The sequence below is a fragment of the Streptomyces sp. NPDC059994 genome (assembly GCF_042737755.1).
In the GTDB taxonomy this organism is placed as follows: Bacteria; Actinomycetota; Actinomycetes; order Streptomycetales; family Streptomycetaceae; genus Streptomyces.
This window is the reverse complement of sequence record NZ_JBHWUR010000069.1, coordinates 8132-22115: the sequence shown is the minus strand read 5'-3', so window position 1 is coordinate 22115 and position 13984 is coordinate 8132. Positions and strand designations below refer to the sequence as shown.

The following is a 13984-nucleotide window of genomic DNA, read 5'->3' as shown; positions in this document are numbered from 1 at the left end:
CTCAGCCGCTGAGGAAATCGGTGAGGTGGCACCCCGGTTCGGCGGGTGCGGCGTGCGGCAGAGCATGGTGGGAGACGTCCGGCAGGATGTCGATCTCGACGGCGCGCGGCTGCAGCTCCCTCGCCCAGGTCGCCACCTTGTACGTGTCAGGGGTCCTGCTGTTCTCGGCTCGGCGAAGGGCCAGGAACAGCAGGACCCGCGCGTCGAGAATGCGCCACTCCGGAACCGGCCCGGTGACCGGCCGCACCGGCAGAAACCCGGCTGCCGCCGCCTCAAGGCGCAGCAACGCGGGGTTGAGGGGGACTCCCTCGGTCCCCCCACCTGAATGTCGTTTACAAAGAGGGCTGCAGCCCGGCGCCGGGATCGGGATGCTGGTCGAGTTCGTCGTCAGTGAGGAGTCGGAGCACGGCCTCGGTGTCGTCGGCCGGGGCAAGGGCAGCCGTGGCCGTTTTCATGCAGCGTGCCCCGCTGTCCCGCATCGGCCAGATCCATATCTACAACAACTACTACGACGTCACGGTCCTCAACGGGTACACGCCGCAGTACAGCATCAACTCCCGCGCCAAGGCTCAGGTCGTCGCGGAGAACAACTACTGGAAGCTGCCGTCCGGCGCGAAGACCGCCAAGGTCCTCAGCGGTGACCGCACCGGCGCGGTCAAGGGCTCCGGCAACCTCGTCAACGGCACGGTGACCGACCTCGTCGCCGCCTACAACGCCGCCTCGTCCAAGGACCTGAAGACCACGGTCAACTGGACCCCGACCCTCACAACGGGCCTGGAGACCTCGGCGGCCAACCTGCCGGCGTCGCTGGCGACGACGGCGGGTGCGGGCGTGCTCAAGTAGCAACCGAGACACGCGAGGGCCGGGAGACCACGAGCCCCCGGCCTTCGCGTATTAGTGCCGCGCGGTCCACCGCGCCACGGACTGTGAGGGGCCCGGGATGCGTTCCCGGGCGCGTCGGCGGCGACTGGGCTATGAACGCCCACAGTTACCGGAAACTGCGGCCCTCCCACGCGTGGGTCTGGAAGAGCTCCGGATAACCGTGGTGCGCCCCACGTGGGAAGGGTCCGCGCCGGGCGGCATGCGGATCGTGACGCTCCGGCGTGCCCAGTACTGCAACCGGATCTGCGTGACGGATGTGGGTTCCATGCCAGCATCGCGCATCGCTTGGGCACGTCGGAGCCCTGCGATCGGCGGCTGGACTACCTGGCCGGGCTGCTGGCTCCTTTGGAGCGGAAGAACGGCTGAACGCTGGCCGAGCAGGTCGGGCAGCTCCGTCCGGACGGGGTCCAGCGCCTGCTGGTCGGTGTAGCCGCTCACGTGCGGCTCGGGGAACTCGGCGCCACGTCACCACCCGAGCCCTGGCTGGAGGCCCCGTCCCGTGAGCTGTCTGGCGAGTCCCCTTGTTCGGAGCCACCCGAGGCTCCGTGGCAGCCCTGGACGCGGGCCCTGGCGACCTCCGGTTTGGCCCTCCCGGGTACCGCGCCGACGCGCTCCCGTCGGGCGGCGAGCAGTGCGCGGCGGGTCGCCTGCCGGCGCCGCCTACGGTCGCAGCTGGGCCGCGAGTGTCTCGGCGACCTTCCTGAGCGACTCGCCGGCCAGGGCCGGGTCCGCCTTGGTGACGGGCCATCCCTGGGAGACCACGAGCGCCAGGTCGCCCTTGCCCGCCATCGCCACCCGTGCGACGGCGACCGTGCCCCGGCCCGGGGTGACCCTGGTCTGGCCGATTCCGGGCTTGTCCTTGGAGAACGCCATCACCTCGTCGGAGCGGAGGGCGCCGAGGCGGGCGATCTGCGGCAGCGCCAGGTTCACCGCCACCCCGCCCATGGACGTGGCCACGAGGTCGATCTCCAGCGGGGCTTGCGAAGCCGTGAAGTTGCAGACGACGGACGCGTGCGGCGGGACGGCGGGGTTGGAGGGGAGCCCAAACGGCGGCGTGGGCTTCCCGCTGGGCCAGGCCTCAGCCGGGCGGCCCGGGTCGACGGTCCCCTGAGCCGCGGGGTGGCCGCCGGACGCCGCCGGGGTGACGGTCCGTCCGGCACCGGCCCCCTTCAGCGCCGCCGCCGGGTCGAGGCCGAACGGGCAGGCCGACGTACCCGTCAGCTGCTTCGCCGTCGAGGCGACCCGGCCGTAGGACAGCCTCTCACCGCCCGAGGCCGCCCCGCCGGAACTCCCGGACGAGGAACAGGCGCTCCCGGCAAGGGCGATCCCGGCCGCGCCGGCCAGGGCGAGGATGCGGCGGTGCCTGGCTGCCGTGCGATCAGCTGTCATCCGGTCAGCCTAACCCTCCAACCGCATCTGCGTGACGGATGTGGTACAGGGCCCGTAGGTGTATCTGTGTACCGATGGGCTGACGGTTGAGTAAGTCCAGTCGTGGTGCGAGGGGATAGCCAAGGTCCCATGCCCGCATCGCGCATCGTTGTGGCAGGGCGGAGCCCCACGATCGGGCGCTGGACTACCTGGGGCTGCTGGTGCCCGTGTCCTGGACCGATGAACGGGAATTCTGCCGAACCGCCGGCATCGGGGCCGAGATGCCGTTCGCGACGAAGAACGAGCACTTCAAAAGTAGCAATCCAGCCCGCGTAGGAGAACGGCTTCGGACATTGGGTCCTCACACGCCGCTCCGTCAGCGACCCGAGCAAGATCGCCCACTAAGAACCCCTAACGGAAAGCCCTCGTGCCGCCTTCCGTTTCCTGGTGGCTCGGTCCGGCCGCGTATGCCAGCGGAGGCGCGATTGCTTGCGCATCCGCCCCTTCGCCTACCCACAGGGCGATGAACAGCGCGGCGGTTGCTTCCAGGAGTCCTGCCCGTTCGAGACCGCCTCCAGCAAAGGGTTTGCAGCCCACGTCCTGCACCAACTCGCGTACACGCGCGACGGCCGTCTCGTCGTCCCCGCAGATCGGCACGGCCAGCGGTCGCCCGTCGAAGACGGGCGGCCGCATGCGCCACACGTCCTCGTGGCAGAGGTTGAAAGCCTTGACCACGTGGGCTCCCGGTGCCGCCGCGGCAAGTTGCTGCGCGGCTGAGGGGCTTCCTTCCGTCAGCAGCCGGAAGCCCGGCCCGACCGGGTTGGAGCAGTCGAGCAGCACCTTGCCCTCCAGGGCTGCGTGCAGGTTCCGTGCCACGTCTACTCCCGCCCCGAAGGGCAACGCGGCCAGTACCACCTGACCGGACTCCGCCGCCGCGCACAGACTGGCCGGCTTCACGCTCCCTCCGATGCGCGTCGCGAGCCACTCCGCCTTGTGTGCGTCCCGTCCCCCGATGATCACCTCGTGCCCGGCCCGCACCCAGTGGGTGGCGAGCGCGTCAGCCATGTTGCCCGTTCCCAGTACGCCGATTCTCATCACGCGTTCCCTCTCCGTGCCTGCTTTGACGGTTCGTACCGACGCTAGAAGGCCGTTCGGGCACCATTTGGTACGTGACGACCGACGCCTTCCTCGCCGACTGCCGCGCCAGACTCGCCTTCGACCTGCTCTCCAATACCTGGAACGCCGTGGTGCTCTGGGCGCTGCGCGACGGCCCCAGGCGCCCGGTCGAACTGCGGGAGCGGATCGGGGGCATCAGCTCCAAGGTCCTCACCGAGACTCTGCGGCGGCTGCAGTTCAACGGACTGGTCGATCGGCAGGCACACCCCGACTCATCATCACGGGTCGAGTACCAGCTCACCGCTCTGGGACGGACCCTGCTGGCGCCCATCGACGCCGTCGGCGCATGGGCCTTCGAGCACGGTGATGAGGTTATGGCCGCCCAGGAAGCAGCATGCGTTCCCGACCCGCAGTCCGCTCGTTCACCTGGCTAGTGTGATGCGCCAGAAATTTTGAGGGTTAGTTCTGCTGTGTTTTCTGGTTGGTGGTGCCAACCTTGGTGAGGTAGTCGGCGAGGGAGTTGAGGATCTCGTCGGCGGTTTTGGTCCAGGTGAAGGGCCGTGGGTTCTCGTTCCAGGTGTCGATCCACGCGGTGATGTCGTCCTCCAGGGCCTTCACGGACCTGTGGACGCCGCGGCGGATGAGTTTGTCGGTCAGCAGGCCGAACCACCGCTCGACCTGGTTCATCCAGGAGGAGCCGGTCGGGGTGAAGTGGACGTGGAAGCGGGGGTGTTTGCCCAGCCACGTCTTGATCTCGGCAGTGTTGTGGGTGGCGTAGTTGTCACACACCAAGTGCACGTCGAGTCCGGTGGGCACCGCCTTGTCGATCCGGACCAGGAACTTCTTGAACTCAATCGCGCGGTGACGGCGGTGGAGTTGAGATATGACGGTGCCGTCAGTGATGTTGAAGGCAGCGAACAGACTGGTGATGCCGTGCCGCAGGTAGTCGTGGGTCCTGCGTTCGGGCATGCCCGGCAGCACCGGCTGCGAGCGGTCCAGCGCCTGAATCTGGGACTTCTCATCCACGCACAACACCACCGCCTTCTCGGGCGGGTGGTGGTACAGGCCGACGACGTCGACGACCTTGGCGACGAACTGCGGGTCGGTGGACAGTTTGAAGGAGTCCTGCAGGTGGGGCTTGAGGTCGAACTTCTTCCAGATCCGGCCGATGGTCGACTTCGACAGGCCGGTGCGCTGGGCCATCGAGGCCCGTGACCAGTGCGTGTCCCTGCCCGCGGTCGACTCCAGGGTGGCCACGATGACCTCCTCGACCCGGTCGAGGAGGATCGAGGGCGGCCGGCCCGAGCGGGGCTCGTCCTGCAGACCGTCGAGGCGTTGGGCGATGAACCGGGCCCGCCAGCGGTCCACGGTCGACCTGTCGATGCCGAGATCGGCCGCGGCCTGCTGGTTCGTCCCGCCCTCCGCGCAGCGCAGCACGATCTTTGCCCGCAACGCGAGGAACTGGGCAGTCTTCGCCCGCCGCGCCCACTGCGTCAGCTGCCTCCGCTCAGTCTCGTCCAGGACCAGGTCGGCCTTCGGCCGGCCAATCCAGCCGGCGTCCTCAAGCCCAGCCATCCGCTCCGCGGCGAAAGCCCGACGCCACTTGCCCACTGCCCTGGCCTGGACGCCGACGACCCGCCCGACACCCGCGTTTGACATGCCATCAGCACACGCCAGGATGATCCGGGCCTTCTCGGCCGAGCGCCGGTCCGACATTTTCGTCCGGCGCATCAACTCGGCACGCTCGGCCTCGGACAGCGTGATCTCCACAGCGGAAGGACCCGGATGCGCCATGGCAACAGGGTAGTTACTAACCCTCAAAATTTGTGGCGCATCACACTAGTCGGTGTTCCCGTCGCAACGGACCGCGGCTCCGGCTACGTGCCGCGCCCCGCCGAGCCGGAACCGCAGCTGGTTTTCGAGGAGCTCATGGTGGTTTCGCTTCGCCCGGCCGGAGCCGTTCCGCGAGCCGGCGTGCATGCCGGCCGGGATGCCCTGGTGGCGGCGCTGGGCGCGCCAGATACTGCCGCGCCGCAAGGCCCGAAGCTGCTGCTGCTACCACGGCGGTGACTGGCGCACGGTCAACTCGATGGCGCTGGAGGTGCTCAAGCGGCCCGGGCGCAGTCTGTGGACCCCGAGGACGTGGAGGAGTTTGCCATTGCCCACGCTGACGCGGCGGGGGCCAGCCGGTGGCAGATGGAGGCGCTGGCCACCATGTTCAACACCGCGGACGCGATCCAGCCCGACAGCGACAACGGCTACATCAACCGCCAGCACCGAGCCCAGGCCATGCTGGAGCAAGGCGTACGCCGCACCATCGTCCTGCGCCACATCGACGAGCCGTAGCCGCCCCGCGCTCCCGGCGTGCGCCCGCATCAACTCCGCGCCAGACATCACCCCGGCGATCGGTGCGGGGCTGTAGTTCACCAGGGTTCGGGCTGTCCGTGTGTGTCGGTATCCGGGTACATGAGTTTCTTCGCCTCGGTGAGGTTCCGAAACCCCAGGGGCGACAACATCAACACGGGCAGCCGATGCACTAGCTCCCGGAGTCAGACCTCCCGCGACATCCTGTTGTCAGACCCCGCCCGTAGCGTCGAGAGGGAGGGTCTGGAACAGCCGGGCCTCCGTTGGCGCGGGAGCGGCCCCATGGGTGAGATCAACATCGGTAGCAAGGACCTCAACCGACTGCTGACCGACAGCAGCACCCACGGGTCCTCCTACCAGCAACAGTTCGCTCGGCTGGCGGCCTCGCACCGGGGCCGGCCCGTGGCCGATATCCTGCCGCTGCTGCGCCAGGCGGCGGACCAGGCACTCCTGGGGTTCACCCCCGCTGATCTGGTCGAGCAGGCTGAGGCGATCAGCGCTGGTGCGCGGTACGTCCTGTGCATCAAGGTCACTTGATCAAGGAAATGCCGGGCGTGGTCCTGTGAGACGCGAGTGGCTGATCAGTAGGTCAAAGCACCGGCCCGGCGGGGACGCTGCCCCAGCGTTGTCGACCTCAGTCGAGCACGCCGAGGGCGGTGTCGGGCCTGCAGAAGCCGCACGGTTCGACACCGTCGGCCAGGGCCTGGCGGGCTGTGTCGCGGTCGACGGAGGTCATACGTTTGGCGTGGCGGAGCAGCCAGCAGTCGCCGGTGTGGACTGCGGTCAGCAGGTGCGGTCCTCCGAGGGCGTGCTCGATGGTCCACTCCGGCGGTGGCGGCCGCCGCCACTGGCCTTCTTCGCGTTCGGCTTCCTGCCGCCTCACGTCGGCGATGGCCTGGTCGATGCGGGCCAGCCACATGCTGTGCCAGGCCCGCAGCGTCTCCAGCCGGGGAAGATCGGGCGGCAGCAGGCCCGGAGGAAGCGGCTGGGTCATGGGGTGAAGTCCCGTCGCGTCATGGTGGCCGCGTCCCATCAGTACCAGCCGGCGCGGCGGCCGCCGGGCAGAGCGGGCCACAGCATCAGGTGATAGGCGCGCCGCTCATCGGGAGTGTCGTAGTGGGCCATCGCCACGGCCCGGTGGCGGCGCCTGCCGATCCACAGACTGATGGCAACGACCTCGTCGGGGGTGTAGTCGCGGGTAAGGCCGGCGGGCGGAGCTGGAGCTGGCGCCGCATCACGCGGGACCCGGGGCACGTTCATCAGGGGGACTGGCCCGCATGAGTCGCGATGGTCCGGTCGTGCCGAAGAGGAAGGATGTCATGTTGCGCCATAATTCAATTAGAGCACCTGTTCGATTAACTGCGTCACGCGGAGAGCCCGGCCTGTAGGGCTACCCACCAGAGACGGATCGTCGTACCCGGATCAGCTGCGGCCCGCATGGCGGAGGGCGTCGGCGAGCTGGTCGTGGGTCATGGCGGAGCGGCCCTTGATGCCAGCCTTGGCTGCTTTGTCGTAGAGCTCGGTCTTGGTCAGCGACTGAAGCGACCCAGCCTTCGAGCTACTGGCGCGTTTCTTTGCTGCGGGCTTCTTCGAGCGTGCGTTCGTCTTGGAGGTGCTGGCTTTCTCGCCGGTGTCCTTGGGGGAGCGGGCGCGTTCGACGGAGGCGCGCAGGGCTTCCATCAGGTCCACGGCGCCGGTGGCCTTCGGTGCCGGTTCGGCCTTCTCGACGCGTCCGCCGGCCTGCTTGGCCTCGATGAGCTGGGCGACCTTCTCCTGGTAGACGTCGTGGTAGTCCTCCGGCTGCCAGTCGATGGCGAGCGCGTCGATGAGCTGGCGGGCCATTTTCAGCTCGCGGCGCTGGCCTGCCCGGCGGTCTTGGGGAGATCGGGGATCTCTTTGTGCGGGTCGCGGATCTCATCCGCCCAGTGCAGGGTGTGCAGGGCCAGCAGCCCTTTCTCGGCCTTGACCGCCACGAGGTACTCGCGGCCGCGCATCACGAACGTCGCGATCCCGGCCCGGTTCGACGCCGTAAGGGCCTGTCCCAGCAGGCTGTAGACCTTCGTGTACTCCCTGCCCTTCGGACCGAGGTAGTAGGTCTTGTCGAAGAAGATCGGATCCACACGGTCCAGGTCCACGAACCCGGAGACCTCCAGACTCTTCGAGCGGCCCGGAGCGATCTCGTCCAGCTCCTTGGGCTCCACCAGCACATACTCCTCGCCGGTGTCGAAACCCTTGACGATGTCGTCGAGCTCTACCTCCTTGCCGGTGCGCTCGTTCACCCGCTTGTTGCGGATCCGGTCCGAGGTGCCGCGCTGCAGCTGGTGGAAGTGGATCGTGTGGCTGTCGGTCGCCGTATAGAGCGCCACGGGCACGCTCACCAGGCCGAAACTGAGAATCCCGGTCCATATGGGTCTGGCCATCCGCTGCTCACCACCTCGAAGACATTCCCCGAGGCCGGGCGTATGCCCCCAGCGAGAGCCGTCATTCGCCCGTACCGGGCTGCCAACTTCAGTGACCGCCCGGTCGCCGGCCCGGGTGGCGCCACCCCCCTATCTGCGCATACTCCGGCGGCGAGACAGGCCTCCTCGCGAACTCCCAGCCCCCACCCCCCCGTCGTCGGCTCCCTGCGCGCACCCGGCGGCCCGGGGCCGGGTTTCGCAGGCCGCGTCAGTCCCGCCCTGTCGTTGTCTCGCCCGCCGTATGACAGCCGGGAAGACCTGAGCAATGTCGATGTCCAGCTCCGTGAAGCCGATGGTCGGTTGAGGGTGTTCCCCCGAGTGCAGCCCCTGTTCGCCCTGCCGCCCCGGCAGCGACGGGGCCCGGCTGTCCGGCTCGTCCCTGGCCAATGGGTCCGCTGGCAGCTCAACTACCGCTTCAGCAGCGCCCTGGGGATCCGGGACTGGACGTACTGGCTGGACACGTTCAACATCGCGTATGGGCCTGTGGATGCCGACGCGTTCTTGTCCGCGCCCACCGTGTTCATCGACGAGTGCGGACCACTCCGGTAGTTCAAGTGGCTGTGGTCACGCGTCAGATCGTTCTGCCTGGGCCTTGGTCTACTGGAGGCGGTAGGAGTCGGTCTCGTCGATGCAGAGAAGGTCGACGCGTCCGTAGCGGCGATGGTCTTGGCCAGCTATTTCTCGTCGGCGGCTTCGACGAGCTCGTCGACCAGCTTCGTCGCCAGGACGTACTTGACCCGGTAGCCCCTTCATCGCGGCCTCGGTGCCGAGCGCGATCAGCAGGTGGGACTTGCCGGTGCCCGAATCGCCGATCAGGCAGAGCGGGTGGCCCTTGCGGCCCCAGTCGCAGGACCGACGTTACCGGCCTGCAGTTCCTTGACGTCGGCGGGTGAGTTCCGCCCCGGCCCCGTCAGCGCGAGCTCGTTACGGCAGTGGCTCCCGCCTGCCCGCATGCCAGGTCTTCCCCCGGCCAAGGGCAAGCCCCTGTGCTGTGGCGCGGTGCGGGGCCTGATGGCCATGGCTCGGCCCTGAGCGGTGGCAGACGGTGGGGGACAGGCGCACCGGACCGGCGGAGAGGCGGGTCGGGCGGTGGAAGCCCCGATCGGGGTGGGGCAATGGGGTCGGGCCGGTGAAGCGCGGCATTCGGCCCGTCGCTTTCCTCTGATTCCGAGGTGATTGCTACGTCCCACCGGCATCTCCGGGGGGTACGTTTGGTCACTCTTGGTAATGCTCGGGCGTTTCAAAGGTGACCCGCCCCATAGGACCTACGTCACGTACGAGCGAGGATCGTAGCTCCGCAGGTCGCCGTGCCTCTGCCTTACGTGGGCTCCCACCTGCACGAATCGCCTGTCGGTGGCGCCAGGGGAGCTGGTGCAACGCTGCGAGGCTGCCTAGTAGGAGGGGCTGTTGCCAGGCGAACGGGGCGCCGGTAGAACTGGATGAGTCGCCGGAGCGGCCCGGGTGTTTCTCCCCGCCGCAGACGAATCCCTCTCCCTCGCGTGAGTGGCTCACGCATGCCTCCGGCATGCCGCGACCGTCCTCGTCCCCTTCGGAAGGCCCATCTGTGTCCAAGTCCGCCATCCGCCGCATCGTCGCTTCGAAGAAGACCCTCGCGGGTACCGTCGTCGCCCTCGGTGCCGCCGGTTCCCTGCTCGCCACGGTTCCCGCCCAGGCGGCCCCGACGAGCGCCAAGGCGATCGCCCAGCAGATGATCAAGGACCCGGCGCAGTTCCAGGCCTTCAACAACATCGTTTCCCATGAGAGCGGCTGGGACCACACCGCCACGAACTCCTCCTCGGGCGCCTACGGCCTGGTCCAGGCCCTGCCGGCCTCGAAGATGGCCTCGGCCGGCGCGGACTGGAAGACCAACCCGGCCACCCAGATCAAGTGGGGCCTGGACTACATGAACGACCGCTACGGCAGCCCCGTCGACGCCTGGAACTTCTGGCAGACCCACCACTGGTACTAAGCCGCCATCGGCAGCAGATGCACGAAGACGCTCGACCGGGACTACCCGGCCGAGCGTCCTTGCGTATGCGGCGCCGCCCATGGGGCGGTATCGGGCGTCGGGGTCGCCGCCTGGTCGGCTTATCTGGCCAGTCAGCTGTTCTGATTGCCGTCCGTGACGGAGCGCGACGGACGGGCAGTCCTGATATGCGAGTCGTCGGTGACAGCAAGGACTTCGTCAGAGGGCGGTATGAGACCTGATGCCTGATTCTTCGTTTCGTGCGGGACAGGCGGGCGGGTCGTAGCGATGTCGGTCGACTACGGCCGAGGCTGGGTGAACAAGCCTGGCTCGGCCTCGGTCAGGATCCCGCGGCCGGCCAGCCGCTTGAACTTGAGGCGGATGTTGTTGATGGTGTTGGGTGCGATCTCCATGTCCATCGCCTCGCACACCTGCCGCGTCCGCAGCGGATGGTCGGCTGCGGTGAACACCGCCATGATCTGCTGGTAGGCCGGATGGTCCGGCAGTTTCGGGGCCGGCGGCGCGGGCGGTTGTGGGTCGGGCAGCTCCAGCAGTGTCTTGCGGGTGATCCGGACTTCTTCGGCGGCCCGGACGTGTTTGTCGAGCTGTGTGGTCAGCCATGTGATCTGTTCCCGCGTGGTCTCGGCCTGCGCGGTGATCTCGCGTTCCCGCTCCTCCAGCCGTGCCAGTACCGCGCCGAGCGTCAGTTCCCCGCCGGTCATGCGGTGCGCCAGGCGGGCACGGTCGCCGAGGTCAGCCGGCGCAGTATCACCGCGGTCATCGCCCAGTACACCCGCGACTCCGAACTGCGGGGCAGATGCTCGTAGTCGCGCACCAGCCTGCGGTGCAACATCAAGATCCCATAGGCGCGTTCCACGACCCACCGCTTGGCCTGGGGAACGAACCCGGTCTGCGCGGGGTTGCGCTCCACGGCCTCCACCTCGATGCCCACCTTCTCCCCGTGCGCGACGACGGCGTTCTTGAAGCCCTGGTCGACCAGGGCCTTCTGAACGGCGTCGGTGTCGGCGGTGACCTTGTCCAGCAGTGCGATCCCAACGGCGTTCTCGTGCGCCGACGCGGCCGCCACGACCACCGCGATCACCAACCCCAGAACATCAACGGCCAGGCCACGCTTGCGGCCCGGTACTTTTTTGCCGCATCACGCCCCGTCGACTCAGCGGGCACTCCGGCCGCCGCGTGCACGCTCTGGGTGTCGAGCACCACCAGGCTCGGGTCCGCCTTCCGACGAGCCATTTCCCGCACCTGCCAGCGCAGCAGGTCGTGAATGGTCTGGTCGATGCCGTCATCGCGCCAGGTATAGAAGTAGTACTTCACCGCGCCGGGTGGCGGAAACTCGTGCGGGAGCAGCTCCCACTGGCAACCGGTCCGGCCCTGGTAGAGCAGCGCGTTGACGATCTCCCGCATCGCGTACCGACCCTGATGGCCGCTGACCGAGGGATGCGCGACCTTCCACGCGGCAATCACAGGCTCGACCAGCGCCCACTGCTCATCGCTCACGTCGGTCTTGTAGGGCTTGCGCTCACTCACGGTGCCCAGCCCAACATGCCCATGGCCGCCGACCGGCCGGAATGCCGCACCGCCACACGTTCAGGTGACGACAAAACTCCTATGGGTGCGGCTCTTCTGAAGTGACGTTCGGGATCAGGCTGTGAGCTTGTAGTTCTGCTGGTCAGGGCTGGGGTAGAGGCGTTGATGTTCCCGGGTCACGTGGAAGGTCCAGTAGTCGTCGAAGTCTCCGTTGGTGATCAGTGCGCGGAGTTGGAGGACGGCTTCGGCGCCGTCGAGTCCCCAGCGGGCGCCGGTGATGTCGAGGCGGTCGGCGATGAGGTGGCGGCAGGCTCCTTCGACGGCGCCGGTGGCGATGTCGATGGGCCAGCCCGCCGTGAGGGCGGTGTCGTAGTGGAGTTGGTCGAGGTGGCCGGTGAGGTAGCGGTGGCAGGTGGTGACTGCTTCGCGGCGGGCGGCAGGTAGCTGTTCGGCTGCGGCCTGGGCGCTCATCTCGGTGGCGGCGCGGGCGGCCTGTCCAGCGAGGATCGCGGTGAGTTTGTCCGCGGCCCAGGTCTCGGCCTCGCGACTGCCCGGCGGATGGAAGGCGTGCGCCGCGGTCCAGCAGTACTCGGCGACGTGTATGAAGTCGAGCAGGACGTGAACGCGGATGTCCCGGCGGGCTGCTTCGGTATGGATCAGGTCGAGTTGGTGGCGGGCGCCGTCGACGAGCACGACCCAGTCCCGCAGATGCTGCGGGTCGCGGGCCTCGGCCTGGTCGAAGGCGCCCGCCACGACCTGCTCCGGAGTACGGATCACGGAGGCGGTGCACCATTTCCGCAGTGCCTTCGGTCCCCGCCTCGCCGGCCGGGTATCGGTGCGTCCGCCGGGCGGATGGATGATGTCGTGCGGCCGTCGCGGGGCGGGAACGGTGTCGAAGACGCAGGCCACGGTCGCCATCCGCTTCCGGTTGGGTTTCTCGCCCGGGGCCAGGCGTCGGCGCCGCCCGGCCGCAGCAGTTTTGGCTGCCGCCCGGCGGGTGGCCTCGCGCAGGGCCTCGGGCCGCATCACCACTCCCTTGCCGTCGGCCTGGATGACCAGCGGCATCTCGCGGGTGCACGGGGCGGGGATCTTCGCCGTGTAGTAGGCGGCGAGGTCGACGGCCGCCTCCACGACGAGCTGTTCGAGGCGCCGTTTGCCCACCACTTTCCCGCAGCGTCGTTCGATCGCCTGCTGGGCCTGGTCGAAGGAGCCCCGCACCGCCTCCACGGCCGCGAGCCGGCGCAGTCCCATCGAGTGCCGGCCCGCGGGCAGCGACAAAGCGGCGTCCGCCGGATGGACGTTGGTCATTCCGGGGCCCCGGTGGGCCACCCTCTCCACCCGCACGAGCCCGAACAGGCAGGCCAGCCAGCGTCCGTGTCCCGTCTCCCGCCACGGACGCGGTCGCCCGTCCGGGCCGGACACTGCCGGATGCAGAGCGGACCGTACTGCTTCCTTCTCCGTGCGGGCCCGCAGGTCCAGATGGTCCTGGAAGAGCTGCCGCAGCAACTCCCGGCCCGCTTGTTCCAGGTGTTCTTCGTGCCTGTTTCTGAACCCTCGGACTCTGCGGGGTCGGTAGCCGTGCAAGCTGGCCGGGATTGGACTTATGCCCCCTCGGCGAAGCCCCCAAGGATGGCCGGAAGTCTTCGAGCGGGGGAACTGATGAGGCGTCCGACAACTGCTGTGGCCGCGGTCGGTCTGCTGCTGGCTCTGACGGCCTGCCAGTCGGGGGCGGCGTCCGGCAAGGTCCAGGGCACCGACGCCGAGTTGGCCTGTGCGGCCGTGAGCCGGCTGCCGGAACGGATGCCCGATACCGGCAGCGGGCAGGCATTCGACATCGCGGTGGCCCGCCTCGTCGGCGCCGAGGAACTGGCCAGGGCGGCCGCCCTGGCGCACGCCAAGATACAGCCGCTCGCCGACGCCCTGAGGGAGGCGCAGCAGCTGCTCAACGTGACCTCCGACGTCCAAAGGGCCGAACCCGCCATCAAGAAGGCCCGGACGTACTGCTGAGTGCCTGTTTCTGCGCCCTCGGACTCTGCGGGGTCGGTAGCCTGGTACCAGGTGAGCCGAGAGCCAAGTTGCTGCTGGGCAACTTGAGAACGATCAAGGCTGAGTCGGTCCACCGACCGCGTTCGCCAACCTCCGGGTGAAGGTCTCCCCGAAGACTGCCCCGCGCGTCCCACACACCCCAGCAGTTCCGTTCGCCGAACGGTCACGGTGTCCGGTCGGCGGACGCTTCCGCCAACTTCGCATTACGGGCAAAGGCTGGTTGTCCAGGGGTTGT

Annotated in this window: 17 protein-coding genes and 3 pseudogenes; 7 read left to right on the top strand and 13 right to left on the bottom strand. The window is 68.4% G+C overall.

The genetic code is table 11. The features are described 5' to 3' along the window. Position 1 precedes the first annotated feature (1 nt). Positions 2–286 carry a hypothetical protein gene (locus ACFWA7_RS27630; protein WP_385825714.1) on the bottom strand — a complete coding sequence of 95 codons (285 nt, stop codon included), beginning with the start codon at positions 284–286 and terminating at the stop codon, positions 2–4. Positions 287–453: 167 nt separating this feature from the next. Between ACFWA7_RS27630 and ACFWA7_RS27625 the strand changes: the two are divergent. Continuing rightward, positions 454–843 (top strand): annotated as a pseudogene (locus ACFWA7_RS27625) (pectate lyase); the annotation flags it as partial. 699 nt (positions 844–1542) lie between these two features. Here ACFWA7_RS27625 and ACFWA7_RS27620 read toward each other — a convergent pair. Both ACFWA7_RS27620 and ACFWA7_RS27615 read right to left on the bottom strand, forming a co-directional pair. Continuing rightward, a complete protein-coding gene (locus ACFWA7_RS27620; protein WP_385825712.1) occupies positions 1543–2271 on the bottom strand; it encodes a hypothetical protein in 729 nt (242 codons plus the stop codon). 390 nt (positions 2272–2661) lie between these two features. Then, positions 2662–3345 (bottom strand): NADPH-dependent F420 reductase, encoded by a 684-nt coding sequence (locus ACFWA7_RS27615; protein ID WP_385825710.1) that lies wholly within the window; start codon positions 3343–3345, stop codon positions 2662–2664. Positions 3346–3419: 74 nt separating this feature from the next. Here ACFWA7_RS27615 and ACFWA7_RS27610 point away from each other — a divergent pair, with 74 nt between their 5' ends. After that, positions 3420–3800 carry a winged helix-turn-helix transcriptional regulator gene (locus ACFWA7_RS27610; RefSeq protein ID WP_385825708.1) on the top strand — a complete coding sequence of 127 codons (381 nt, stop codon included), beginning with the start codon at positions 3420–3422 and terminating at the stop codon, positions 3798–3800. Positions 3801–3825: 25 nt separating this feature from the next. Here the strand turns inward: ACFWA7_RS27610 and ACFWA7_RS27605 are convergent, their stop codons facing one another. Both ACFWA7_RS27605 and ACFWA7_RS27600 read right to left on the bottom strand, forming a co-directional pair. Continuing rightward, positions 3826–5160: an IS630 family transposase gene (locus tag ACFWA7_RS27605; protein ID WP_385825706.1), complete on the bottom strand. Its 1335-nt coding sequence runs from the start codon at positions 5158–5160 to the stop codon at positions 3826–3828. Between the two features lie 45 nt (positions 5161–5205). After that, positions 5206–5403, bottom strand: coding sequence for a hypothetical protein (locus ACFWA7_RS27600; RefSeq protein WP_385825704.1), 198 nt, complete (start codon positions 5401–5403; stop codon positions 5206–5208). A gap of 105 nt (positions 5404–5508) precedes the next feature. Here ACFWA7_RS27600 and ACFWA7_RS27595 point away from each other — a divergent pair, with 105 nt between their 5' ends. Both ACFWA7_RS27595 and ACFWA7_RS27590 read left to right on the top strand, forming a co-directional pair. Then, positions 5509–5712, top strand: coding sequence for a hypothetical protein (locus ACFWA7_RS27595; RefSeq protein WP_385825702.1), 204 nt, complete (start codon positions 5509–5511; stop codon positions 5710–5712). A gap of 300 nt (positions 5713–6012) precedes the next feature. Beyond that, positions 6013–6267 carry a hypothetical protein gene (locus tag ACFWA7_RS27590; protein WP_385541939.1) on the top strand — a complete coding sequence of 85 codons (255 nt, stop codon included), beginning with the start codon at positions 6013–6015 and terminating at the stop codon, positions 6265–6267. 97 nt (positions 6268–6364) lie between these two features. On the opposite strand, the gene ACFWA7_RS27585 is transcribed toward ACFWA7_RS27590, so the two are convergent. The 4 genes from ACFWA7_RS27585 to ACFWA7_RS27570 form a co-directional block, all read right to left on the bottom strand. Continuing rightward, on the bottom strand, positions 6365–6724 hold the full coding sequence (locus ACFWA7_RS27585) for a DUF6233 domain-containing protein (protein WP_385541941.1): 360 nt from the start codon (positions 6722–6724) through the stop codon (positions 6365–6367). Between the two features lie 38 nt (positions 6725–6762). Beyond that, positions 6763–6990, bottom strand: coding sequence for a hypothetical protein (locus tag ACFWA7_RS27580; protein ID WP_385541943.1), 228 nt, complete (start codon positions 6988–6990; stop codon positions 6763–6765). A 162-nt stretch (positions 6991–7152) separates the two neighbouring features. Then, on the bottom strand, positions 7153–7572 hold the full coding sequence (locus tag ACFWA7_RS27575; RefSeq protein WP_385541945.1) for a hypothetical protein: 420 nt from the start codon (positions 7570–7572) through the stop codon (positions 7153–7155). Positions 7573–7574: 2 nt separating this feature from the next. Further along, on the bottom strand, positions 7575–8150 hold the full coding sequence (locus tag ACFWA7_RS27570; protein ID WP_385825700.1) for a Ku protein: 576 nt from the start codon (positions 8148–8150) through the stop codon (positions 7575–7577). A 258-nt stretch (positions 8151–8408) separates the two neighbouring features. Between ACFWA7_RS27570 and ACFWA7_RS27565 the strand changes: the two genes are divergently transcribed. Next, on the top strand, positions 8409–8738 hold the full coding sequence (locus ACFWA7_RS27565) for a hypothetical protein (protein WP_385825730.1): 330 nt from the start codon (positions 8409–8411) through the stop codon (positions 8736–8738). A gap of 48 nt (positions 8739–8786) precedes the next feature. Here the strand turns inward: ACFWA7_RS27565 and ACFWA7_RS27560 are convergent, their stop codons facing one another. Further along, complete coding sequence (locus ACFWA7_RS27560; protein WP_385825728.1) at positions 8787–9002, bottom strand: hypothetical protein; 216 nt, start codon at positions 9000–9002, stop codon at positions 8787–8789. Positions 9003–9714: 712 nt separating this feature from the next. On the opposite strand from ACFWA7_RS27560, the gene ACFWA7_RS27555 reads away from it, so the two are divergent. Next, the gene (locus ACFWA7_RS27555; protein WP_385825698.1) at positions 9715–10158 is read left to right on the top strand and encodes a transglycosylase SLT domain-containing protein; all 444 of its coding nucleotides are present in this window, start codon (positions 9715–9717) and stop codon (positions 10156–10158) included. Positions 10159–10454: 296 nt separating this feature from the next. Here the strand turns inward: ACFWA7_RS27555 and ACFWA7_RS27550 are convergent, their stop codons facing one another. From ACFWA7_RS27550 to ACFWA7_RS27540, 3 genes and pseudogenes are all read right to left on the bottom strand, one after another. Beyond that, positions 10455–10877, bottom strand: coding sequence for a hypothetical protein (locus tag ACFWA7_RS27550; RefSeq protein WP_385541950.1), 423 nt, complete (start codon positions 10875–10877; stop codon positions 10455–10457). Then, positions 10874–11703, bottom strand: a pseudogene (locus tag ACFWA7_RS27545) (IS5 family transposase). The gene ACFWA7_RS27550 and the pseudogene ACFWA7_RS27545 overlap by 4 nt, the downstream one beginning before the upstream one ends. 114 nt (positions 11704–11817) lie before the next feature. Beyond that, positions 11818–13239: pseudogene (locus ACFWA7_RS27540) on the bottom strand (ISKra4 family transposase); the annotation flags it as partial. A 123-nt stretch (positions 13240–13362) separates the two neighbouring features. Here ACFWA7_RS27540 and ACFWA7_RS27535 point away from each other — a divergent pair. Beyond that, on the top strand, positions 13363–13710 hold the full coding sequence (locus ACFWA7_RS27535) for a hypothetical protein (protein WP_385825696.1): 348 nt from the start codon (positions 13363–13365) through the stop codon (positions 13708–13710). Positions 13711–13984 lie beyond the last annotated feature (274 nt).

Bases quoted from the DNA above. Each gene is read 5' to 3' on its own strand.
- ACFWA7_RS27605 (WP_385825706.1), bottom strand. From the start codon at position 5,160: ATGGCGCATCCGGGTCCTTCCGCTGTGGAGATCACGCTGTCCGAGGCC.
- ACFWA7_RS27615 (WP_385825710.1), bottom strand. From the start codon at position 3,345: ATGAGAATCGGCGTACTGGGAACGGGCAACATGGCTGACGCGCTCGCC.
- ACFWA7_RS27555 (WP_385825698.1), top strand. From the start codon at position 9,715: ATGCCGCGACCGTCCTCGTCCCCTTCGGAAGGCCCATCTGTGTCCAAG.
- ACFWA7_RS27580 (WP_385541943.1), bottom strand. From the start codon at position 6,990: ATGAACGTGCCCCGGGTCCCGCGTGATGCGGCGCCAGCTCCAGCTCCG.
- ACFWA7_RS27535 (WP_385825696.1), top strand. From the start codon at position 13,363: ATGAGGCGTCCGACAACTGCTGTGGCCGCGGTCGGTCTGCTGCTGGCT.
- ACFWA7_RS27585 (WP_385541941.1), bottom strand. From the start codon at position 6,724: ATGACCCAGCCGCTTCCTCCGGGCCTGCTGCCGCCCGATCTTCCCCGG.
- ACFWA7_RS27575 (WP_385541945.1), bottom strand. From the start codon at position 7,572: ATGGCCCGCCAGCTCATCGACGCGCTCGCCATCGACTGGCAGCCGGAG.
- ACFWA7_RS27620 (WP_385825712.1), bottom strand. From the start codon at position 2,271: ATGACAGCTGATCGCACGGCAGCCAGGCACCGCCGCATCCTCGCCCTG.
- ACFWA7_RS27550 (WP_385541950.1), bottom strand. From the start codon at position 10,877: ATGACCGGCGGGGAACTGACGCTCGGCGCGGTACTGGCACGGCTGGAG.
- ACFWA7_RS27570 (WP_385825700.1), bottom strand. From the start codon at position 8,150: ATGGCCAGACCCATATGGACCGGGATTCTCAGTTTCGGCCTGGTGAGC.
- ACFWA7_RS27590 (WP_385541939.1), top strand. From the start codon at position 6,013: ATGGGTGAGATCAACATCGGTAGCAAGGACCTCAACCGACTGCTGACC.